This is a genomic window from Mesorhizobium sp. ES1-4, assembly GCF_020164745.1.
Classification (GTDB): domain Bacteria; phylum Pseudomonadota; class Alphaproteobacteria; order Rhizobiales; family Rhizobiaceae; genus Mesorhizobium.
This window is the reverse complement of the sequence record NZ_JAIUGV010000007.1, coordinates 335,990-358,451: the sequence shown is the minus strand read 5'-3', so window position 1 is coordinate 358,451 and position 22,462 is coordinate 335,990. Positions and strand designations below refer to the sequence as shown.

General features: G+C 62.4%; 19 protein-coding genes and 1 pseudogene. 4 read left to right on the top strand and 16 right to left on the bottom strand.

The genetic code is table 11. The annotated features are described in order from the left end of the window. Nucleotides 1-139: 139 nt before the first annotated feature. The 5 genes from LB556_RS16285 to LB556_RS16265 all read right to left on the bottom strand — a co-directional run bounded on the left by LB556_RS16285 (nucleotide 140) and on the right by LB556_RS16265 (nucleotide 5,510). Complete coding sequence (locus LB556_RS16285; protein ID WP_224568670.1) at nucleotides 140-823, bottom strand: SGNH/GDSL hydrolase family protein; 684 nt, start codon at nucleotides 821-823, stop codon at nucleotides 140-142. 90 nt (nucleotides 824-913) lie between these two features. Then, the gene (locus tag LB556_RS16280; protein ID WP_224568668.1) at nucleotides 914-1,867 is read right to left on the bottom strand and encodes an ABC transporter permease; all 954 of its coding nucleotides are present in this window, start codon (nucleotides 1,865-1,867) and stop codon (nucleotides 914-916) included. Between the two features lie 3 nt (nucleotides 1,868-1,870). Next, on the bottom strand, nucleotides 1,871-2,833 hold the full coding sequence (locus LB556_RS16275; protein ID WP_224568666.1) for an ABC transporter permease: 963 nt from the start codon (nucleotides 2,831-2,833) through the stop codon (nucleotides 1,871-1,873). An 8-nt stretch (nucleotides 2,834-2,841) separates the two neighbouring features. Next, complete coding sequence (locus LB556_RS16270) at nucleotides 2,842-4,353, bottom strand: sugar ABC transporter ATP-binding protein (RefSeq protein WP_224568664.1); 1,512 nt, start codon at nucleotides 4,351-4,353, stop codon at nucleotides 2,842-2,844. Between the two features lie 77 nt (nucleotides 4,354-4,430). Continuing rightward, complete coding sequence (locus LB556_RS16265) at nucleotides 4,431-5,510, bottom strand: substrate-binding domain-containing protein (RefSeq protein ID WP_140889226.1); 1,080 nt, start codon at nucleotides 5,508-5,510, stop codon at nucleotides 4,431-4,433. A gap of 321 nt (nucleotides 5,511-5,831) precedes the next feature. Here LB556_RS16265 and LB556_RS16260 point away from each other — a divergent pair, with 321 nt between their 5' ends. Continuing rightward, nucleotides 5,832-6,482, top strand: a complete 651-nt coding sequence (locus LB556_RS16260; RefSeq protein WP_224568662.1) for an SGNH/GDSL hydrolase family protein — start codon at nucleotides 5,832-5,834, stop codon at nucleotides 6,480-6,482. Nucleotides 6,483-6,539: 57 nt separating this feature from the next. After that, on the top strand, nucleotides 6,540-7,634 hold the full coding sequence (locus tag LB556_RS16255; protein ID WP_224568723.1) for an ROK family transcriptional regulator: 1,095 nt from the start codon (nucleotides 6,540-6,542) through the stop codon (nucleotides 7,632-7,634). 505 nt (nucleotides 7,635-8,139) lie between these two features. On the opposite strand, the gene LB556_RS16250 is transcribed toward LB556_RS16255, so the two are convergent. The 11 genes from LB556_RS16250 to LB556_RS16200 form a co-directional block, all read right to left on the bottom strand. Further along, on the bottom strand, nucleotides 8,140-8,472 hold the full coding sequence (locus LB556_RS16250; protein ID WP_224568660.1) for a hypothetical protein: 333 nt from the start codon (nucleotides 8,470-8,472) through the stop codon (nucleotides 8,140-8,142). Between the two features lie 844 nt (nucleotides 8,473-9,316). Next, entirely contained in the window at nucleotides 9,317-9,547 is a 231-nt protein-coding gene (locus LB556_RS16245) for a hypothetical protein (protein WP_224568728.1), read from the bottom strand. Nucleotides 9,548-9,748: 201 nt separating this feature from the next. Then, nucleotides 9,749-10,333, bottom strand: a complete 585-nt coding sequence (locus LB556_RS16240; protein ID WP_224568658.1) for a UbiX family flavin prenyltransferase — start codon at nucleotides 10,331-10,333, stop codon at nucleotides 9,749-9,751. 3 nt (nucleotides 10,334-10,336) lie between these two features. Next, nucleotides 10,337-11,707 (bottom strand): UbiD family decarboxylase, encoded by a 1,371-nt coding sequence (locus tag LB556_RS16235; protein ID WP_224568655.1) that lies wholly within the window; start codon nucleotides 11,705-11,707, stop codon nucleotides 10,337-10,339. 59 nt (nucleotides 11,708-11,766) lie between these two features. Then, entirely contained in the window at nucleotides 11,767-12,711 is a 945-nt protein-coding gene (locus LB556_RS16230; protein WP_224568653.1) for an amidohydrolase family protein, read from the bottom strand. A gap of 18 nt (nucleotides 12,712-12,729) precedes the next feature. Next, entirely contained in the window at nucleotides 12,730-13,653 is a 924-nt protein-coding gene (locus LB556_RS16225; RefSeq protein WP_224568651.1) for an amidohydrolase family protein, read from the bottom strand. A gap of 397 nt (nucleotides 13,654-14,050) precedes the next feature. Continuing rightward, the gene (locus LB556_RS16220; protein ID WP_224568649.1) at nucleotides 14,051-15,196 is read right to left on the bottom strand and encodes a CobW family GTP-binding protein; all 1,146 of its coding nucleotides are present in this window, start codon (nucleotides 15,194-15,196) and stop codon (nucleotides 14,051-14,053) included. Continuing rightward, entirely contained in the window at nucleotides 15,193-17,499 is a 2,307-nt protein-coding gene (locus tag LB556_RS16215) for a xanthine dehydrogenase family protein molybdopterin-binding subunit (RefSeq protein ID WP_224568647.1), read from the bottom strand. Before LB556_RS16215 ends, LB556_RS16220 begins: the two co-directional genes overlap by 4 nt. Beyond that, nucleotides 17,496-17,978: a (2Fe-2S)-binding protein gene (locus tag LB556_RS16210; RefSeq protein WP_224568646.1), complete on the bottom strand. Its 483-nt coding sequence runs from the start codon at nucleotides 17,976-17,978 to the stop codon at nucleotides 17,496-17,498. Before LB556_RS16210 ends, LB556_RS16215 begins: the two co-directional genes overlap by 4 nt. Then, nucleotides 17,975-18,838: an FAD binding domain-containing protein gene (locus LB556_RS16205; protein ID WP_224568645.1), complete on the bottom strand. Its 864-nt coding sequence runs from the start codon at nucleotides 18,836-18,838 to the stop codon at nucleotides 17,975-17,977. Before LB556_RS16205 ends, LB556_RS16210 begins: the two co-directional genes overlap by 4 nt. Nucleotides 18,839-18,872: 34 nt before the next feature. Then, on the bottom strand, nucleotides 18,873-20,294 hold the full coding sequence (locus tag LB556_RS16200) for a nucleobase:cation symporter-2 family protein (protein WP_224568644.1): 1,422 nt from the start codon (nucleotides 20,292-20,294) through the stop codon (nucleotides 18,873-18,875). 160 nt (nucleotides 20,295-20,454) lie between these two features. Between LB556_RS16200 and LB556_RS16195 the strand changes: the two genes are divergently transcribed. Then, a complete protein-coding gene (locus tag LB556_RS16195) occupies nucleotides 20,455-21,351 on the top strand; it encodes a LysR substrate-binding domain-containing protein (RefSeq protein WP_224568643.1) in 897 nt (298 codons plus the stop codon). Between the two features lie 223 nt (nucleotides 21,352-21,574). Then, nucleotides 21,575-22,356, top strand: a pseudogene (locus tag LB556_RS16190) (aldolase). The last annotated feature ends 106 nt before the right edge of the window (nucleotides 22,357-22,462 follow it).

Sequence of the window (22,462 nt, the reverse complement as noted above, 5' to 3'; positions counted from 1 at the left end):
CGGAGCATGTCGCCGCACACAAAGACAGCCATGCGGGACCGAACTCACCGTCCGGCCCCGCATTCGTGTATCGCGGGAGGAAGTCGCGATACACCTGCGCTCCGCGGCCTGTGTGCCGCAAGCCGGCGGCGCGGCGGCTTCAGGCGGCGGTGCTGACCTTGCCCCGCTCGAGGATCGACCTGACCTTGTCGGCGACCGCGCGCCCCAGATCGGCGTTGTTCGCGGCGGTGAAATGGATGCCGTCGACACCGTCCGTGGTGACGAAATCGCCAGCGTTCAGGAAGTCGATCTTCATGAAATCGGCCATCGCCTTGTACTGCCTGGCCAGATCCCTGGACTTTTCGTGACCGCCCCCAAACATGCCCTCGAACCAAGGATCGGGCATCGGGGTCAGCGGTGGCGGCGCGATGACCAGCGCCGTCGGGGCTGGATAGGGCGTGCCGACGCCGCCGGCGCTGGTCAGGATCTGGCCGACCAGTTTCGCCATTCCATTGGCGATCTCGTAAGGCGTCCGGCGGAAATAGGATTTCGTGTCATTGGTGCCGAGCATCACGATGACCAGGTCCAGCGGCAGATGGCTGGCGATGGCCGACGGCAGGTAGCTGGCGCCGTTCAGGCGCGGATCGTTGGGGTCGTCGAGACAGGTCGTGCGCGCGCTCAAGCCTTCCTCGATGATGTGATAGCCCGCTCCCAGCGTAGCCGCCATGACGCCTGTCCAGCGCTGGTCATAAGGGTAGCGGTAGGTGGGTGATCCTTCCTTGACCGGAACCCAGCCCCAAGTCAGCGAGTCGCCGTAGCACATGATGTTTTTTGGTGGTGACATCCATGTCTCTCCATCTGTTTGCCAATTGTCTGAAAGCGCGATTGATCGATCCGGACAAGGCAGGCGCAGCCTTGCCTTTCACTGTTTCAGTCAGGTGGTTCGCACGCGCACTCCGTAGAAGATCGCCGCGCCGAGGATGATGACGCCCTGGGCGATGAGCTTGCCCGGCTCGTCGATGCCGAGCACCGTCATCACCACGAACAGCAGCGCAAAACACAGTGCGCCGAAGAAGGGACCCCAGACGCCACCGTCGCCACGGCCGAAGACGACGCCGCCGAGGATGGTCGCGGCGACGGCCAGGATCGGCAGGTCGAGACCGACCCGGACACTGCCGACTGCGATCGAACCGGTCTGCACCAGCGCCGCGATCGACGCGATCAGGCCAGCCAGCGTGTGCGCCAGAATGACCGTGCGCTGGACCGGCACGCCGGAAAAATGAGCGGCTTCGGCATTCTCCCCGACCGAGGCGACGTAGCGGCCAAACACGGTCCGCGACAGAAGCAGCCACACCAAGGCGGTCAGCAGGATCCAGAACAGCACCGGCGTCGGAACCGACAGGAATTTCGTATTGTAGAGGTCGTTGAACAGCTTCGGCACGTCGCCGGGCGGATTGCCGCTCGACAGGAACTGCACCAGCCCGACCAGGATGATGCTGACGGCCAGCGTGACGATGACGGCCGACACCCGGCGGTTGCCGATCATGAAGCCGTTGAACAGGCCGATGGCGAGGCCGGTGGCGAGCGCCAGCGCCACGAAGAAGGGCAGCGATGCGCCCGGGAAACTGCCCGACGAGATGAAGTAGTTGATCAGGAGGATGATGCCGCCGCCGGAGAGGTCGATCGACTTCACCCGCATGACCACGAGCTGCCCCAGCACCAGGATGCCGAGCGGAACGATCTGCCTGATGAAGATGCCCATGATGTTGAGGTTGAGCATGTTCGGCCGCGCGATCCACAGCGTGGCCAGAAGCACCAGGAAGACCAAATAGGACGGCGGTATGCGCAGCAGACGCCGGGCAATCGGATTTGCGAGTACGGCAGCCATCGCTCAGAGCCCCATTTTCTTGCGGGATTGCAGCCCGACCACCGCCAGCAAGATGCCGCCCTTGATCGCGGTCTGGACAAAGGGCGAGATGTTGGCGAGGTTCATGCCATTGGCCAGCAGCGCCATGACCAGCGAGCCGATCACAGTGCCGTGCAAGCTGCCGATGCCGCCGGAGAGCTGCGTGCCTCCAAGCGCCACGGCGGTGACCGTGTCGAGTTCGAAAAGCAGCCCGACATTCGGATCGCCCGAAACGATGCGCCCGGCCAGAAAAACACCGGCAACGGCCGCGAAACAGGAACAGACGACATAGGCAAGGATGATGTTGCGGCGGTCGGAGACACCGAAATTGCGGGCGGCACTTTCGGCGCCCGAAGCGATGCCGCCGCCGATCGCGAACAGATGCAGCCCGTAGCGCGATCCGTAGAGCAGCTTCCAGGCCGCCAGGATCACGACGGCACCCCAGAAAACCGGATACGGGATGCCAAGCAGACTGCCCGAGACGGCATCGATGACGATCCCCGGCACGGCGCCGCCGGAGACCGGACGCAGGATGCGCGTGATGCCGAGCACGATGTACTGCGTCGACAGCGTCGCGATGATCGGATGGACGTTGAAGCGGGTGATCGCCAGGCCGTTGATCAGCCCGATCATCGCGGCCAGCAGGAAGACCGCCGGGATCAGCAGGATCGCCGGCTGGCCTAGCGCCAGCACCGCGGTGGTGAAGCTGATGACCGAGCCGACCGACAGGTCGAGCCCGCCAATGAGCACGACGACGAGTTGACCGAGCGCCGCGATGATCAGCGGCATCGCCTGGGCAACCAGGTTGAAGAGGTTCTCGGTCGTCGCGAACTCGCGCGTCTGAACGGTCAGCCACAGCGAAATGAGCAGGGCGACCAGCAGCGGCAGGCCCCACAGGCCCTGCCGTGTGTTGCGGCCGCTCAGGATGTTGAAAAGCGAACGATACATGGCAGCCCCTAATGCTGGCGCGCGGAGCCGCCCGTCAGGGCCGCGTCGAGAATCTTGTGCTCGGTCGCCTGCGCTGCCGGCATTTCGGCAACGATCGTGTCGTGGTGGACGACGTAGATGCGGTCGCAAAGCCCGATCAGTTCAATCGTCTCGCGCGACAGCACCAGCACGGCGCCGCCCTTGCGGGTGAAGTCGCGCAGCAGGTGGTAGATCTCGGACTTGGCGCCGATGTCGACGCCGCGGGTCGGCTCCTCGACCAGGAGAAGATCTAGATCGGCGGCCAGGTAGCGGCCGAGCAGGACCTTTTGCTGGTTGCCGCCCGACAGGGAGCCGACCGGAGTCGACAGCCCAGCCGCCTTTATGTTCATAACCTCCATCATGCGGGCGATGACGTTCCGATACGGTCGCGCCGGCGCGAGTTCGGATCGCCTTGAATGCAATCCGATGGCGATGTTGTGGGCGATCGGCAAGGCGAGGAAGAGCCCCTCTTCCTTGCGGTCCTCGGGAACGAAGCCGACCTTCAGCTGCTGCAAATGGCGAACGCCTGATGATGCCGGGAGCGGCATTTGCAGCGCTTTGCCGTTGATGGAAATCGTCCCGGCGAAGGGGTGATAGCGGCCGATCAGCGATCGCAGGAAGCGCTGCTGGCCCTGCCCCTCCAGCCCGGCCAGGGCGACGATCTCGCCCTTGTGCAATGTCAGCGACAGTGGCTGCGATGTCTCGGTGATCCTGAGGTTCTCGACGCGCAAGATCTCGTCGCCTTTGTCATCCGTGCGATCGGGAAAAAGGTCCTGGAGTTCGCGTCCGACCATCATGGCGATGAGTTCGTCGGTGGTGATCTCGGACACCATTCTTGTGCCGACCAGTGCGCCGTCCTTCAGCACCGTCACCGTGTCGCAGAGCTCGAAGATCTCCTCCATGCGATGCGAGATGTAGACGATGGCCTTTCCCTTATCGCGCAGCCGGCGGATGTTGCGGTTGAGCACATCGACATCGGCCGCGTTGAGCGCCGCCGTCGGTTCGTCGAGAATGAGCACGCTGGCATCGGCCTGGATGCAATGCGCGATCTCGACGAATTGCCGCTCGGCTATGGTCAGGTTGGAAACGAGTTGCGACGGGTCGAGCGTGAGACCGAGTTCGGCAAGGGCCTTGGCCGTCTGGCTGTTCATGGCGGGATAGTCGATCGCGCCGAACCGGCCTATCGGCTCCCGGCCGAGAAACATGTTCTCGGCGATCGACAGGTTGGGCAGCAGCAAATGCTCCTGGAACACGGTCGAGATGCCGGCATCCAGCGCGGCGCGCGGTGACTTCAGGTCGAGCTTCTCCCCGTTCATGAAGATTTCGCCGGAATCGGGCTGATGCACGCCCGCCAGGATCTTCATCAACGTCGATTTTCCGGCGCCGTTCTCTCCCATCAGGGCGTGAACGCTGCCCGCCTTAAGATCGAGGGAAACGGAGTGAAGCGCCTTGCTCCCGCCGAATGCCTTTGAAATATGGGACATCTCGATAAGATTGGTCACGAAATCCTCGAACGAACCGGCTTCAACACATGGAACGTCGGGGGGATTGGTGGCACCCCCCGCCGGCCCCGGCGCCGTCACTTCTTGCCGTAGTATTCCTTGAGCTTGTCCTCGGGCAGTTCGCTCGGCCACCAGACATTGGCCGTCAGGTCGTCGCGATAGTATTTGGCCGCCTTGTCCTTGTCCCAGCCGTCGGGGTTGTAAACGTAGCGCTTGTAGAGCTGCTGGCCTTCGAGCAGCGCAACGGCGGCGCGTACACCGGCTGCCCCCTGGGCGGGGCTGTATTCGGGCGAGATCGACTTGAAGCCGTCGGTGATCCACTGTCCGAAATAGCCATTGTTGCCCTCGCCCGAGATCGGTGGAATGGGCGTGCCGAACTGCTTGAACACATCGACGCAGGCGCGTGTCATGTCGGCGCCGGACGACCAGATGCCGTCGACCTGCGGATTGTTCAGGTAGAGCGTCTCGCACAGCTTCTTGGCCTTGTCGTACTGCCAGTCGCCATGCTCCTCGGCGATAATCTGCACATGCGTGCCCTTGAGCGATTCCAGGAGGCCGTTGTAGCGGTTGGTGTCTTCCGGATGACCGGCGAGGCCGCGCAGCACCCAGATCTTGCCATTGTCGCCGACGGTCTTCACCAGCCAGTCGCCCATCACCTTGCCGAAATGCTCGGCGCCGCCCTGGATTTCGGTGGTGTAGGCATCCGAATCGATGCGGCCGGTATGAAGGATGACGGGGATGCCGGCGGCGACCGCCTTGGCGATGCTGGCATTGGCCGACGTGCTGGTTACCGGCTGGACGATGATCGCGTCGACATGCTGCGCGATCAGGTCCTCGATGTCGGCGACCTGCTTCTTCTGGTCGAAGCCGGCATCGAGCAGGATGAATTTCGAGATGCGCTTGTCCTTGGCCGCGGCATTCTCGGCCTCGTGCGCCACCTGCACCGTCCAGGTGTTCGCGTTGACGCCAAAGTCGCTCATCCCGATGACCCAGGGCGGATCTTTCTTGAACGCACCGGCCGCGGTCATGCGCGTGTCGTCGGGGCGCGGCGTCACGCCGTCCATCAGCTTGACGTCTTCGGCATGCGCCAGGGACGTGGCGGCAAGCGCGGACGCGAAGATCACTCCCAGACCGACGGTTTTCAGCAATCCTAACATTGAACTCCTCCTTGTGGTTGCTCCGGCCGTACGGATGCGCACGGGCCGCGAGACGCTCTCCCGATGCATGCTCGTCGTCGCAAACCGACCGATGCACGCAGATCTCCGCCCCCGAACACCTGCGTGTCGAGGTCCAACCAGGGCTGGACGATGATGACGGCCGAGAACTCCTCCGGGCACTTTAGAAGCACAGCGGATTTGGCCTGTCAATAGTTAGTCATGTTGAATGACTATTCCCTTGCTTGCCTTTCACCGCTCCGCTATCCATCATGAAGGGCGCTCGCCCGCGTCGGCGCGCGGTCAGTCCCGGCGGGAAGAAACATGCGATCAGTCTTGTGCTACGGCGACTCCAACACGCACGGCCAGATCCCCGGCAAGGGGCCGCTCGAGCGCTACGGTCCGGATGCGCGCTGGCCGGGAATACTGCGCGCCCAGCTCGGCCCCAATTGGTATGTCATCGAGGAGGGCTTGAGCGGCCGCACCACGGTCCACGACGATCCGATCGAGGGCGCGCACAAGAACGGCCGGACCTATCTTCGCCCCTGTCTGCAGAGCCATGCGACGCTTGATCTCGTCATCATCATGCTCGGCACCAACGACCTGAAGATCCGCTTCAACAAGCCGCCGTCGGAAGTGGCGATGGGTATCGGCTGCCTCGTCTACGACATCAAGGAACTGGCGCCCGGTCCGAGCGGCACCACGCCCGAAATCATGATCGTGGCGCCACCGCCGATGCAAGACGACGTCAAGGAATGGAAGTCCATCTTCGCCGGCGCGCCCGAGAAATCGCGCCTGCTCGCGCTCGAATTCGAGGTTCTGGCCGACTCGCTCGAACTCCACTTCTTCGATGCCGGCTCGGTGGTGTCCTGCAGCGAGGCGGACGGCTTTCACATCGATGAGGACGCCCACAGGATGCTGGGCACGGCGCTGGCCCGCGCTGTCGATGCCATCGGCTGGAGCCGCTCGACATGAGCGCCTTTACCGCCGCCGGGCAACGCGCTCTTACCGATGGGGCGACCCTTGCCTGACATGAGATTCGCACCACCCAACCCCTTGCGCATCGCCGATCGTGCGAGCGGGCTGAACGCATTGAGCGTCCGCAGCTACAATGAGCGGCTGGTGCTGTCGCTGCTGCTCCAGAACGAGGGCATTTCGCGGATGGAAATCGGCGAGAAGACCGGCCTGTCGGCGCAGACGGCTTCGGTCATCGTCCGCTCGCTCGAGCAGGAAGGCCTTGTCTCGCAGGGCGAGGCGCAGCGCGGCCGCGTCGGCCCCCCCACCATCCCGCTTTCGCTCAACCCGGAGGGCGCCTATGCGGTTGGCGTCGGCTTCAGCCGGCGCAGGATCGACATCGCGCTTATCGACTTCATCGGCACCGTGCGCTTCCACACCCAGTTGCCGGCGGATGACGCCAATCCCTTTCCGCAAAGCGGCGATCTGCTGGGCGCGATCAGACAAGCCATGGGCAGCTTGCCGGTCGAGGCGCGCAGCCGGGTCGCCGGCATCGGCCTGGCTGTTCCCGACGACGTCGACTCCATCGCCGCAACCCGCAACGGATCGAGCACCTCGCTGAAGGCCTTGCAGGGTGAGATCGAGGAACAGAGCAAGCTGCCGGTTTTCGTGCAGAACGACATCACCGCGGCGGCCGGCGGCGAAAGCATGTTCGGCGTCGCAAAGCCGCTGAACGACTTTCTGTTCTTCTATCTCGGAGCACGGCTGCAGAGCAGGCTCATCCTCAACCATCAGATCTACAAGGGAAATTCCAGCGCCAGTTTCGATCATGGGCTTGTGCGCCTGGAGAGCGAACTGACCCTGCGGGGGCGCCCGTCCGAAATCATCTGGAGCAGCAGCCCGCAATGGCCTGACCTCGGCGAGGCCTACAGCGCATGGCTCGGGGAATGCTCCAACCGCCTGAAAGCGTCGATCTCCGCGCTGACCCAGTTTGTCGAATTCAGGACGGTCGTGCTCTCCAGCTATGCACCGCAGAAGATCGCCACGGCGCTGTGCGACGACATCGGCCGGGAATTCCCCGACATCGAAGCGCTGTCGGCGCGCGTCAGCATCAGCCCGAAGGCCGTGGGAGCGGCGAGCCTGCCGTTCAGCTCAAGATTCATGATTCAATGATTGGGACGTTTCCGTCTCATGAGAGTCTGCTGTCGATTTTTAGCATGAAATAACCTGCCGGTCCGCTTTACGGCCCCGTTCCCGCGTTTCGAACACACATCCGAACCGCTGCTCATGGCGCGATCAAGCCCCCTTCGTTGGCGGCCGGAACGTCGCCCTTCACCCTGGGCGAGAGAGACGAACGGGACCGCTTCTGCCTCTGCGAGACGAAAGCAGGTGACAGGACGTGCTTTTGACGGTGCAGGGCGTGGGCGCGTCCAGATAGCCAGGGCCATCCGCGGGACAGCGCAGGCAATGTTTACCTCTCCCGCAAAGGGCGCCTGCAGCACGGGCCTCGCTGGCGCGGATGAATCGCACATATCTCAAACGCTGTTTGGCGGAGTAATGGGGAGAACGCCAACCAACGAGACAACGGCGTTTGATACGAAGGCAGGCGACGGGTCCGGGTTACGGATAATCGGACTGAAGCTCAGTCTCGAACCACAACCTCAAGATGACTGGCGACCTAGCCAACAGAACCGTCCTCGTCATCGCTGGCGACCATCAGGTGCAGCTTCCGCTGGAAGTTCCAGCCTTCACCGTATCGGACCACAAGATCGCGCCAAGCTTGCCGTGTGCCTGACGCGCAAAAACCCTGCTCCTCAAGCCGTTCCGAGATGGACTCGATCAGCCGGGCAAGTTCGCGATGACGCCCATGCTCCAGGTTCTCGACAATGGCGTAGTGGAGCAGCGCCCGAGCAATGTCGTCGCGTTCCGGGGCGCGCTCCTGCTTTTTCCGAGCACGGTATCCCCTTTGATAGCGCTTTTGTTTCTCAAGCCGTTCCTGCCTGCGGTCCATGATCGTCTCCCTCGCTCGCCACGTTCGCCATCAGCATGATAGCAGCGCGTGCAAGCGACAAACCGCGTGTCGACTGTAACGGGAACCACGAGTTCAGAATCGGTTGTACGGGGCTCCGAAACGGCGAATGCGAGGATTGAATCGAGTTACCGCAACTTGTTTGGTGGGACAAAAGGTGTTGCGGCGGCCGCATTGCCAGGCTCGGAGCCAAGTTGCCCCAAGGTTCCGCCAAAAACTACGGCCAGAGCAATAGCGGGAAGTCGGTAGAACGGCCTGGTCATATGCAATTTCCTTCTGAAGATTAGGACATAAGAGCTGCTATAGGTGCCTACCGCTACCCCGAGTAAATGCGCTTATCTCGACCAGATCGCCGCCGGGCTCGGCAACGAACACGGTCAAGTCACGGCGCTCCTCCTGAACCCGTAAGGCCAGACTACGCCCTTCGGCCTCATGTGCGGCTTCGTGCTCTGGAGTGCAGTGGGGGGCGGGGGGATCGATTTCGTTGAAGAAGGTTTGATAGTCCCAGTTCCAGTCATTGAGAGCTCGGCAGAGATCGGCCGATTGTGCCTATATGAAGATCATCACACCCTCTCTCCAGTCGGTTGTCTCCTTTTGTCAGGAGAGTGGCGCCAAGATCGGCATCCAGATCGCCCGCGCTGGTCGGAGGCTTGGCGAGATCACCGCACGGCGGACGTGGGTCGCGTATCGACTGGAGCGGGTGCATTCTCGCCTGACTGGGGCGCCTCGTCGGCACTGGATGAGTCTGGCATTGCCGAGGCCGTCCAGGCAAACGCATTTATATGCCAAGCGACAGGAAGAAGTCCTCGCCGCAAAGATACTGGAATTAAGGGTTCTCCAACCAGCGGGCGCACTGCTCCTTGTTCGACAGGCCGAATGTGTTCTTCAGGATCGCAAGCCCTGCCATCAGCCGCATCGGCAGCGGCAGCAAGGATTGGCGTCGGTTCGAATGCCTTAGATTCTTGCTGTAGCGCAGTGCTGGACCTGCCCGCGAATCGGCGAACACGCAATCCTGCTCCGCCGAGCACTGCGTCGAACCGACCGGCGGCGCCGACATCCGGAATGTCGTGGCGCCGCCGGTCTAACGCCCGATGTCGAGGAGGCATCGTATTTTGGGAACACAGAGCCTTCGACGTAGGCGCATCTAAAAAATTTCAGTATCGTGACGCTGCAATGCTCGCCCGGCATGCATGAGGTCGAACCCCTGACCAAGCACCAGCCGCATCGAGAACCATCTGGCGGGCGACGCCGAAGCTTCCTATTCCACCTCCCCAGCTCCCTGCCAGCGCCGTACGATGCCGGCGTCGAGATCGAAAAGGTCGAGCACACGGCCGACGGTATGGTCGACCATGTCGTCAAGGGTTTGCGGTCTGGTATAGAATGCAGGAACCGGCGGATATATGATACCACCCATCTCCGTGATCTGTGCCATGTTGCGGATGTGGCCGAGATGCAGCGGCGTCTCGCGCAGCATGAGAACGAGGCGGCGGCGCTCCTTCAAGACAACGTCGGCGGCGCGGGATAGGAGGTTGTCCGTCGTGCCGGTTGCAATCTCCGCCAGTGTTTTAACCGAGCAGGGCGCTACGATCATGCCGAGCGTCTTGTAGGAGCCGGATGAGCAGACGGCGCCGATGTCCTTGTTGGAATGAGTGGTCGTAGCGAGCGCCTCAAGGTCCTGCTTCGTAAAATCCGCCTCGGCCGCAAGTGTGATGCAGGCGGCCCGTGACATGATCAGATGCGTCTCGATTTCGAGATCGCGCAGCACTTCGAGAATCCGCTTTCCGTAGACCACTCCGGAAGCTCCCGAAATGCCGACAATCATGCGTCTTGGCTGCGCCGTCATGCCCTATCCCACGCTTTTGAGGAGCGCCGCGGCGCGGGCCGAGGCCTCATCGCTGATCCGGGCGCGAACGCCATGGAAGTTTGGTCCGCGCGTCGCATCGAGGCCCATGCGGGAGGTCGTGCCGATGCCGCTCGCCGACGGGTCGAGCGCATTGCCGGGCAGACCCTCGATGATGACGACGTCCTGGTGCGGCTGGAAATGGGTGGCGAGCGCCCAAAGCACTTCGCTGTCGCGGGTGATGTCGACATCCGCATCCACGACGACCACGGTCTTGAGGTACTGATCCCAGCCGAGCAGTCCGAGCATGACTTGCCGTGCCTCGCCCTCGCGCATCTGGTTCATCGCGACATAGGCGTGGAAATGGGTACCCGACGACGGGTAATGCACGGCGGTGATCGAGGGGAATCTGGCCTTCAGCTTCTCCACCACCTCCGCCTCGCGCGGCACGCGGCCGAGGTTGAGGTGTTCGGCCGAGTTGCCGCCCGCGACGCTGACGAGCATGGCATCGCGTCGGCGCATCACGGTTTCGACAGTGAAGAGGTTGTTGGTCGAGCGGTCGGAGGAGTAGCCTGTAAACTCGCCGAACGGCCCCTCCTCAACATGAGCCTCGGGGTCCAACACACCTTCCAGCACAATCTCGGCATGGGCGGGAACGCGAATGCCGTACTTCGGCGTCAGCACGACCTGCAAAGGTTCGCCCATTAGCCCGCCGGCAACGTCGCGCTCGTCCTCGCCGAAGGCAAGACGCGCGGAGGCGGCGAGCATGAAGAGCGGATGGCCGCCGATCACCATGGCGACCGGCATGGATTTGCCCTTCTCCTTCGCCATGTTCATCAGGCGCCAGAGATGCCCGCGCGAATGGAGCGAGGTCGCCAGCGAATTCTTCGAATGGATCATCGCACGGTGGTAGCTGAGATTGCCGGCCCCGGTTTCCGGATGCTCGCCGATGATGATTCCGCTGGTGATGTATTTCGCGCGATCGGTATCGAAATGCTTCAGCATCGGCAGCACGTGGAGATCGACGGCATCGCCGGAAGTGATCTCCTCGGTGATTGGCCCGCTTTCCAGAAGCTCCGGTGTGAACGGGCGGTTGGAGTGGGCCTGATAGGCTTTGTGCAGGTTTTCGGCAGTCGAGCCGAGAAGACGGGCGATACGGTCACGCGAGGCGAAGATGTTGCAGAGCACCTGACTGCCGATGCCACTGACATTGGTCAGATGCAGCATCGGATGCTTGCCTTTGTCCGCAAGGTTCCAGATCAGTGCCGTCGCGTCCTGATCGTCCGAGACCAGTCGGTCGATGGTGATAACGTCCTCGGGATGTTTTTCACGATAGTCGGTCAGGAAGCGGCGGACGTCTTGCTTGTGGTGCGTCATGTCTCGCTCTCGATGCTGCGGGGGTTGGCGGCGCCCCGAAAGACGCCGCCCTAGTCAAATCAGGCAAGCTCCAGATGTTTGCCGGTGGCGCGATCGACACCGGCGTAGGAATCCTTCAGGCGCGCCTGAGCATCCTTCAGATCACGTGGCGGCGGCGACGGGTTGATGTCGACGAGCTTGGCGATGTTGTTGCCGAGATAGCCTTCCAGATCGTCCTCCGAGAGGTTGATGCCGTGCGGCGGATCCTTGCAAAGCACTTCCAGTTCGCGCAGCCACATGCCCGGATCGTTCGGCGGGCTGTCCGTGCCGAAGACGATCTTGTTCTTTGGCAGCTGCTGGGCGAATTCGACGATGCGCGACTGGAAGCACCAACCGGATTCGCAATAGACATTGGGCGTGTCCATGGCCATCCAGAAGGATTCGAACGAATAGTTGCCGCCCGTCTGAATGCCGAAATGGCCGATGATGAAGTTGACCATCGGGAATTCGCGGATGATCGGGTAGAACATCGTCGGGATCGTGTACGGGCCGTCGCCGGTGTGGATCAGCACGACCACGCCGAGTTCGGCGCACTTCTTCATCGCCGGACGCAGCCAGTCCAATGCGCGGTCGGGACGATAGCCATGCATGTTGGCGTGCAGCTTCAACATCTTGAAGCCGTATTCCTTGACGTGGAATTCCAGCTCCGCCGCACCGTTTTCAGGCCCCCAGCGCGGGTTGTAGTTGAAGTTGCCAATGAAGCGATCCGGGTACTTCTGGCAAAGCTCCGCACAATAGGCCATGTAGTCGCGAATGCCGTCGCGGCCCTTGCGGTTGCCGTCGCGGTAGCCGGTATTGCCAGGCGGCGGCTGGATGAAGCCCATATCGATCCGGCGCGGCTTGCCGTTGATCATGTAGGGACCGTCCATCAACTTGAGCATACGCTCGCCGTTGAAGGGCTCACCGGTATGACGCCAGGCCTCGTCCACGAGGTTGGTCGGGTGAAGATGGGTATCGATGATCATTGTTCACTCCCTTCAAATTCACGCTGCGAGCGCGACGCCGTGCTGGCGCAGATACGCCTCGGCTTCCGCGACGGTGGCCGGTGGCTTGGTCGCCTCAAGGCCGATCATGCGGGCGGTGTTGTTGCCAAGGTAATCCTCCAGCGTATCCTCATCGAGATTGAGGCCTTGGGGTGGCTCGTGGCAGAGCACTTCCAGAAGGTTGATCCACATGCCCGGCTCGTTCGGCGGCGTGTCGGAGCCGAAGAGGATCTTGTGCTTGGGCAGCACTTTAGCGAACTCTACGATCCGTGACTGGAGGCACCAACCGGATTCGACGTAGACGCTCGGCGTGTCGAGCGCCATCTGCATCGGCTCGAACACGTAGACGCCGCCGGTCTGCACGCCGAAATGCGCCAGGATGAAGTTCACTTCCGGGAACTCGCGGATGATCGGGTAGAACTCGGTCGGGATCGAGTACGGACCGTCGCCGGTGTGTACCTTCACCATCAGGCCGAGCTCGGCGCATTTCTTCAAGGCCGGCTGCAGCCAGTCGAGCGCGCGGTCGGGGCGGTAGGCGTGCATGTTTGCCTGCAGCTGCACCATCTTGAAATCGAATTCCTTGGCATAGCGTTCGATCTCTTCGGCGCCGTTCTGCGTGCCGTAGCGCGGGTTGTAGACGAAGCAGCCGAGGAAACGGTCGGGATGTTCCGTCACCATCTTTTCCGTATAGGCCATGTACTGGCGGATGGCGGCTTTGCCTTCCAGGTCCATGACCTCGTGGGTGTAGATGGTGTTGCCTTGCGGCGGCTGGATGAACGCCTTGTCGATGCGGCGCGGCTTGCCGTTCACATAATACGGGCCGTCCATCATCTTCAAAAGCTTGTCGCCGGTGAAGGGCGGTCCATCGTGGCGCCAAGCCAGGTCCACCAGGTCGGTGGGGTAGCAGCTTAGGTCAATTATCATTCTTGTTCTCCTGTCGTAGAGGGTCCGGTCGATGTGGGGCCGCGCGATGAACGCCATGCCGGCAAACACCGGGCGTGGATCCGCGAACTCAGGAAACGCCGATGACGGAGAAGAACGGCCGGGGCCTCAAACGGGGCACAAACGGCGGATGTTCCTTTCGTAGTCAGCATCGACATCGCAGCCTCATCTTCCAAGAGACGGTGAGCAATTGTCGGTGCTTCTACTCGACGCCAAAGGAACCATGGGGCGGGCTTTTTGTCAACAAAATAGTCACTCTAAGCGGTTGTTTTATAACATTTTTTGAAAAACGGGCATTCACCGCCGCCCGCGCTGGAGGATGCGCCGGCGGTTCAGACGGAGGACTTGGGCCAAGCATCAAGCGACGGGAGAAGCGCGGCTAGGCCGCCAAGCATGCGCGTAAGTTTCTGTCGATGCCGTCACGGTCGAGATTGCGGCCGATGAAGACGAACTTCGACTTGCGAGTATCCTCGCCCCAGGAGTGATCCGGACGGAAATCGACCAGCTTGTGCACTGCCTGGAGCACGAAGAAGCGCTCGTCGTTTGCCACTGAGACAATGCCCTTGGTGCGGAAGATGTCGTCGCCATACTCGCTGAGGTAATTCTTGAGGAAGCCCGCGAGCTTTTCGCCGTCGAAGGATTGCGGATAGACGAAGGAGTGGGATTTCACCGTCGCATCGTGGTGGTGCGGGCGGAGCGTGGCTGCCTGAGCACGATCATGGCCGTGATCGTGGTGATGATCCTGGTGGTGCCCATGGTCATGGTCCGGATGATCGCACGTCGCGCCATGGCATTCGTGGTGATGATCGCCGTGTGCGTCGTGGTCATCATCCATGTCGATGTCAAGGATTTCCGCCCGCTCGCGTACATAGGACGGCCGGAAGCCGTTGACGCCGAGGATGTTGGACAGGTCTACCTTGCCGTAGGTTGAACGCAGGATCGGCGCCGTCTGGTTGAGCTTGCGCAGCGAGCCCTCCAGCGAGCCGAGCGCTTCCTCGGAGGCAAGGTCGATCTTGTTGACGAGGATGCGGTCGGCGGCGACGATCTGGTTGACCGCCTGGTTGTCGCTGCCGTCGAGCACGGGATCGTAGAGATGCTGGTCGATATGCATGGCATCGACCAGCGTCACGACGGCATCGAGTTCGACTTCCTCAGCGACGCTGCGGTCGACGAAGAAGGCGGTAGCGACGGGAGTCGGATCGGCAAGGCCAGAGGTCTCGACGATGATATGGTCGAACTTGTCCTTGTGGCTCAAAAGCTTCTTCATCACGTCGATGAGGTCGTTGCGAACGTCGACGAAGCAGCAGATGCAGCCGTTCTGCATCTGGAAGATCTCTTCGTCGGAGGCGAGCACGAGGTCGCTGTCGACATCCACTTCGCCGAACTCGTTCTCGATGACGGCGATGCGGTGGCCATGGCGCTCGGTGAGGATGTAGTTGAGCAGCGTCGTCTTTCCCGATCCCAGAAAACCGGTGAGGATCGTGATCGGGAGCTTCTTGTTGGCCGGCTCGATATGCATGTTCATGCGCCCTTCTCCCTCAAGGCTTTCAGGATGTCTTCGGGGGTGATCGGATAGTGATGGAAGCGGACGCCGATGGCGTCGTGGATGGCATTGGCGATGGCGGGGCCGATGGCGATGATCGGGTCTTCGCCGACGCCCTTGGCGCCCCATGGGCCGCCCGGATCGGGCGCGGCTTCGAGGATGATCGTCTCGATATCGGGCATGTCCATGGAGAGCGGCATCTTGTAGTCGACGAGGCCGGCGTTCAGCGACCGGCCGGTCTTCTTGTCGATGATGTAGTCCTCGGTCAGCGTGTGGCCGATGCCTTGCTGGATGCCGCCCTCGATCTGGCCCTGCGCCGCAATCGGGTGGATGACCCGGCCGATATCGTGCACCGGGATAACGCGCTTGACCTCGACGATGCCCGTTTCCGTATCCACGTCCACTTCTGTGAAATGCGCGGCGAAGGAATAGGATTTCGTCGGCTCGTAGGTGCCATTGGCCACGATGTTGGCGGCCGGGATGCCGCGCGAGGGACCCATCGCCTCGGCAACCGTCATGAAGCGGCCCGGCTCGGCCGTGACGAAGATCCGGCCTTCGGAAAGGTCGATCTCGCCGGGCGTGACTTGCAGCTTCATCGCAGCCCGCTCGAGAACGGCCCCGCGCACCTTGGTGGCCGCCATCTTGGCAGCGGTGCCGACCAGATAGGTCGTGTGGCTGGCGAAGGCGCCGATGTCCCACGGCACGACATCCGTATCGCCATGGATGATGCCGACATCTTCGAAGCGCACGCCGAGTTCTTCGGCAACGATCTGTGCCAGCGCCGTATGCGCGCCGGTGCCGAGACCGGCAGCGCCCGTGAGCAGCGTCACCGTGCCGTCCTCGTTGACCTTCACGGTCGCGTTGCCCTGTTCCTTGATGCCCGGATAGGCTGAAGAACCATGCATTTCGCAGCCGATGCCCCAGCCCTTGCTGATATGGGGGTGCTTCGGGTCCGGCGTGCGGTCACGGTTGCGCAGCTTCTTCCAGTCGAGCACATCGATGCCGTGCTGAAGGCAGATTTCCAGGCCGTGGCCGAGGATCGGGTGACCGGACGGGGCGATATCGCCCGCGCGCACCACGTTCTTCAGCTTCAGTTCCGCCGGGTCCATGCCGAGCCTTTCAGCCGCCTCGTCCATCTGGATGTCCAGCGCATAATAGCTCTGCACCACGCCGTAGCCGCGGAAGGCGCCGTTGATCGGCGTATTGGTGTAGACGCAGCGACCTTCTAGCCGAACGTTCTCGCAGCGATAGAGTGAGGTCGCGGCATTGGTGCCGACGATGGTCACGCCCGGGCCATGCGAGCCGTAAGCGCCGGAGTCATAGACAAGCTTCATGTCACGCGCCACGAGCGTGCCGTCATTCTTGAAGCCCTGCTTCAACCAGACCTTGCAGGGGTGGCGCGAACGGCCGGCGACGAAGGTCTCGTGGCGGGTGAATTCCATCTTCACGGGCCGGCGCGTTTCTTTTGCGAGAAGTGCGCAAAGGAATTCGTGCTGGAAACAGTCCTGTTTGGCGCCGAAGCCGCCGCCCATGTGGTCGACGAGGACGCGCACCTTGGTGAGTGGCAGGCCGAGCACTTCGGCCAGGATGCCGCGCACCATGAAGGCGGTCTGCGTCGAGGTCCGGAAAGTCAGCTTGTTGGAGCCGTCCCAGTCGGCGATGCAGACATTCGGCTCCATATAGGCCGGATGCGGCCGCCCGCCGGAGAAGGTGCCTTCAAGTACGAAATCCGCCTGGGCAAAACCGGCGTCGATATCCCCGCGATTGACGCGCACCGGATCGAGTACCAGGTTGCCGCCAGGACCGACATTGTGGATCAGCGGCGCGCCGGGCTGGGCTGCGTCTTCCGGCTCGAAGACGGCCGGCAAGGGCTCGTATTCGACCTCGATCAGATCGAGCGCCTCGTCGGCGATCTCTTCGCTGATGGCCGCAACGGCGGCGACGCCCTCACCCCAGAACCGCACCTTGTCGTCGAGGATATACTGGTCCTTGGTGCAAGAGGCAGAGCGCGGATGCGGTGAGCCGTAATGCAGCACGCGCGGCACGTTTTCATGGGTCAGCACAGCCTTCACACCGGGATAGGCGAGCGCCTTGCTGACATCGATGCTCTTGATGCGGGCGTGCGCAGTGGCGGCGCGCTTGATCTTGCCGTGCAGCATGCCTGGCAATTTGACGTCGCCGGTATATTCGGCCTCGCCCGTCACTTTTTCCAACACGTCGTCGCGTTTGACGCTCTTGCCGACGATCTTGAATTCCCGCTCTTCGATAGGGGCCGTCACGTTCATGATCTTGCTGCCTCCATCTCGAGCGCGGCGGATTTGATCGCGTCGAAAATCTTGGTGTACCCGGTGCAGCGGCAGATATTGCCGCTGAGGCCGAAGCGAATGTCCTCGTTCGTCGGGCGTGGATTGTCGTCGAGCAGCTTCTTGGCCATCATCAGGATGCCCGGCGTGCAGAAGCCGCATTGCGAGGCGCCGTGCCGCATGAAGGCATCCTGCAGCGGATGTAGCGTATCGACGCCGGGCTGGAGCCCTTCCACGGTCTCGACCGTCCGGCCCTCGGCCTCGACGGCGAGCATCAGACAGGCATTGACCGGTTCGCCGTCGACGATAACGGTGCAGGCGCCGCAGTCGCCGACGTCGCAGCCCTTCTTGGTGCCGGTAAGGCCGACATCGTCGCGCAGCGCGTCGAGTAGCGAACGGCAGGTATCCACCGTCATGTCGCGGGGCTCGCCATTGATGGTGAGTTCGACGATCCGTTTCACGCGAAAGCCTCCAATGCCTGTTTGATCGCACGGCCGGTCAGCACACCGACCATGTCGCGGCGGTAATCGGCGCTGGCCCGCACGTTGCTGATCGGAGTGCACTCTTCCGTCGCCTTGTTGGCAGCACTCTTGACGGTTGCCGCGTCGAGCCGGGTGCCTCGCAGCATGGCTTCCGCCTCCGGCGCCCGCAGCACGGTCGCACCGACCGCGCCGAGCGCGATGCGGATGTCGCTGCACACGCCGTCGTCCATGCAAAGGCTGACGGCGACGCCGACGGTGGAAAGCTCCATCGCTTTGCGACGGCCGTGCTTGAGATAGGCCTTGCCGGTGTTGTCGCCGGCGGGCGGCACGGTGATGCCGGTGACGATCTCGCCCCTGGCGAGCACGGTCTTGCCAGGGCCGGTGAAAAATTCGGCAAGCGGCACGACACGCATGTTCGTGCGGCTGTAGATATGGATGAAGGCGCCGTCGGCCATCAGCGGAGGGATCGTGTCCGCCGACGGGGAGGCTCGACAGACATTACCGATGACGGTGGCCCGATTGCGAACCTGGATGGAGCCCAGCGAGGCGAAGGCCGCACGCAGGTTGGGATAACGCTGGCAGACCAGGGGCAGGCGCTCCAGTCGACCGACGGTCACCAGCGCGCCAAAAGTCAGGCCGCGGGTCTCATCATAGGTGATGTCGGAGAGGCCGGGGATCTGCTTGATATCGACGACGTTGCGCACGCGGCGCAGTCGTTCGCGGATTTCGACCAGAAGGTCCGTACCACCGTTGAACAGAAAGGTGTCATCGCCAAGATCGGTGAGAAGGCGGGACGCCTGCTCCAGCGTGTCCGCCCGATGATATTCAAAGCGCCTCATGGCAGTCCTCATGGGGTTCGGGGCTCCGGCGGCGCTAGGCCGCCGGACTAGTATTGCTTGCCATTTGAGGCGGGTCGGCCGCGGGCACACCGCTCTGCTGCTCAGTGTCTTGCGGCTCCTTCGCCGGCACGCCATTGAAGAGAATGTTGAGCAATGCCGCCGCGAAGGTGCCGACCAGCACGCCGCTGTGCAGGAATTTTCCAACCGTGGCAGGCAGTTGATCGAAGATGTTTTCCGCAACGACCGGCACCATGGCGAGGCCGACACTGACCGCGACGATGTAGAGGTTGCACCGGTTGGTAGCGAAATCGACCTTTGATAGGATTTTCACACCGGTCGCCGAGACCATGCCGAACATCACGATAGCGGCGCCGCCGACGACGTAGCTCGGGATCGACGCGCTGACGAAGGCCACCTTCGGCAGCACACCCAGCAGGATCAGGATGGCACCCCCTGCGGCGACCACGAAGCGGCTGAGCACACCGGTAATCTGGAGCAGACCGACATTCTGTGCATAGGTCGTGTAGGTGAAGGTGTTCAGCAGGCCGCCGATGATGTTGCCGACGCCATCGGTGCGCAGGCCGCGGGTGAGATCGCGCTGGGTGATCTTGCGCCCCGTCATCTCGCCGACGGCCAGGAACTGCCCGGTCGATTCGATCATCATGACCGTCATGACGGCACAGAGCGACAGGGTGGACCAGAATTCGAAGATCGGCCAGCCGAAGGCGAGCGGGTGAATGACGCGCACCCAGTCGGCATCCGCCACGCCATGGAAATCGACCTTGCCGGCGGCAATGGCGATGGCAAAGCCGATGCCGATTCCCATCAGCACGGCAAGGTTCGAGAGGAACCCCTTGAGAACACGGGTGAGCAGTAGGATCGAAAGCAGCACGACGGCCGCAACGGCAAGCGCGAAGGGCGCGCCATAGGCGGGGTTCGGGATCATGCCATCTGGTCCCTTGATCATCGGCTGCCCGCCCGCCGCCCAGTTCACGCCGACGCGCATCAGGGAGAGACCGATGATCAACATGACCGTGCCGGTCACGATCGGCGGGAAGAAACGCACCCAGCGTCCGAAGAACGGCGCGACCAAAATGGTGAAGACGCCGGATCCGATGACAGCCCCGATAATACCGGGCATGCCGAGGTCAGGATTGGTGCCCGTCGCGATGATCGAGGGCACCGCGGTGAACGAGACGCCCATCATGATGGGCAGGCGAATGCCGATTTTCCAGATGCCGAGCGCCTGGATGATGGTGACGATGCCACAGGCGAACAGGTCCGCGCTGACGAGCAGGGCAATCTGTTCCTTGGGTAAGTGAAGCGCATTGCCGACGATAAGCGGCACGGCGACCGCTCCGGCATACATGACAAGGACGTGTTGCAGGCCCAAAGCCATGAGGCTCGGGATGGGATACGTTTTTTCTACAGGATCCGCCACCGTGGGATTGGTCATTCGCTTTCCTCCCAGCGAACAGCTTCCGGCGCGGTAGGGGCTTTCATGGCCTCGTCGTTGACACCGCACGCCGTACGAGGAGCATCATGCGGCTGGTCAAATCAGCAAACAACCAGCATAATAATATTAATTCAACCAGTAACTGAATGAATTGCCTGGCATGGATATCACGCTTAAACAGCTTCGCGCCTTCGTCACCGTAGCCAATCTCGGGCAGTTTACGCTGGCCGCCGACAAGCTCGGCTCCTCGCAATCCGCCGTCAGCACACTGGTCCGGCAGTTGGAGAACAATCTCAACCTCCGTCTCTTCGACCGGCACACCCGCCTTCTTCGCCTTACGCAAGCGGGCATGGACATCCTGCCGATTGCCGCCCGCGCGGTCGCCGACATCGAGGGCATGGTGGAAAGCTCGCGCGAGCTGAACGCGCTCCGACGGGGGAAAGTTTCGATCGCGGCGGGCACCGTGCAGGCGGCGCTTCTGCTGCCGCCGCTCATCAACGATTTCAACAGGCTGCATCCCGAGGTGACCGTCGAACTGCACGATGTGGCCGAGAAAACCGTGCTGGAGCAGGTCGCGAACGGATCGGTGGATCTTGGCGTCGGCACTGTGCCGGAGGACGACACGGAACTCGTCGGCACGCGGCTCACGACTGACGAGTTCCTCATAGTGCTGCATTCCGAAGACCCGCTGGTCAGACTTTCCGAGTTGCGCTGGACCGACCTTGTTGATCGCAAGCTGATTGGCCCGCAGCGCGGCAACCCGATTCGCGACCGGCTGGAAAACGAACTGGCTCGCAACGGCATCGTCCTGCCGCTCCAAAAGGCCATGCAGGAGGTGGCGTTGCCACTGACGATCATCGGCATGGTCGAAGCCGGCCTCGGCGTTGCGATAATGACTTCGGCAGTGGTGCGGCTGGCAACCTCGATGGGCCTCATTGTGCGAACGCCGACCGAACCACACATCAAGCGCGAGGTCAGCGTGATCCAGAAACGGGCGCGCTCCCTCTCCCCCGCCGCCCGCCGCTTCCGTGATTTCCTGCTCAAGTCGGTGCACTAAACTAGGCAATTCCAGCAAATACGCTGCGGTTTTGTGCCCGAAATTGCGACCGCTCCGAGGTTGACCTCGCAAAAATTTCCGCGCTATCTGGTGGCGCTGCTGGACTGCGCGGTGCGCGGGCAGGCAGGGCGCAGCAGCCTCAAAGGAGCTTGTTGTGCGCGGAGCCCAACGCCAGCGCGTTCCGGTCAAACCGCCGCTCCCAGCCACACAGACAGGAGCACCCATGGCTCACTCTTTGACAGACCGCGCCGCGCATTCCGAAGTGCCTGACCGGCCGAACCGCCCCGACCTTTCCACCGCCGCCATCCGCACCGCGAGGGAAGACCTCGCCGCCTGTTTCCGCATGGCGGCGCGCAACGGTTTTGAGGAAGGCATCTGCAACCATTTTTCCGCAGTCGTGCCGGGAAACGACGATCTCTTCATCGTCAATCCCTACGGTTACGCCTTTCGCGAACTCACGGCCTCGAAGCTGCTGATCTGCGATTTCAACGGCACCGTCATCGAGGGCGACGGCGCGCCTGAGGCGACCGCCTTCTACATCCACGCCGAAATCCACCGCCGCCTGCCGCGCGCCAAGGTCGCCTTCCACACGCACATGCGCTATGCCACAGCGCTCTCCATGATCGACGGTCCGCCGCTGATCTGGGCCGGTCAGACGGCCCTCAAATTCTACGGTCGCACCGCCGTAGATGAGCACTACAACGGCCTGGCGCTCGATAATCGCGAGGGCGCGCGCATCGCGGAAGCCGCGGGGGATGCCGATATCGTCTTCATGAAGCACCATGGCGTGCTGGTGCTCGCGCCGACGACCTCTACTACCTCGAACGGGCCGCCGAAGTGCAGGCGCTCGCCATGTCGACGGGCCGCACGGTTTCCCCCGTCGATCCGGCGATTGCCGAGGCCACCTACCGGCAGATGCGCGAGGGCGACGCAGACTCCGCCCGGGCCCATCTAGCCGCTATCCGCCGACAGCTCGATGCGGAAGATCCGCAATATCGGCACTGACCAGCTGAAAGGGCCTGTGCCATGCCCATCGAATTGGCCCAGTGTCTCATATCGTTGATTTCAATTGATATCTTGCAGCTTCCAACGACTCTGTCGCTCGCCATTA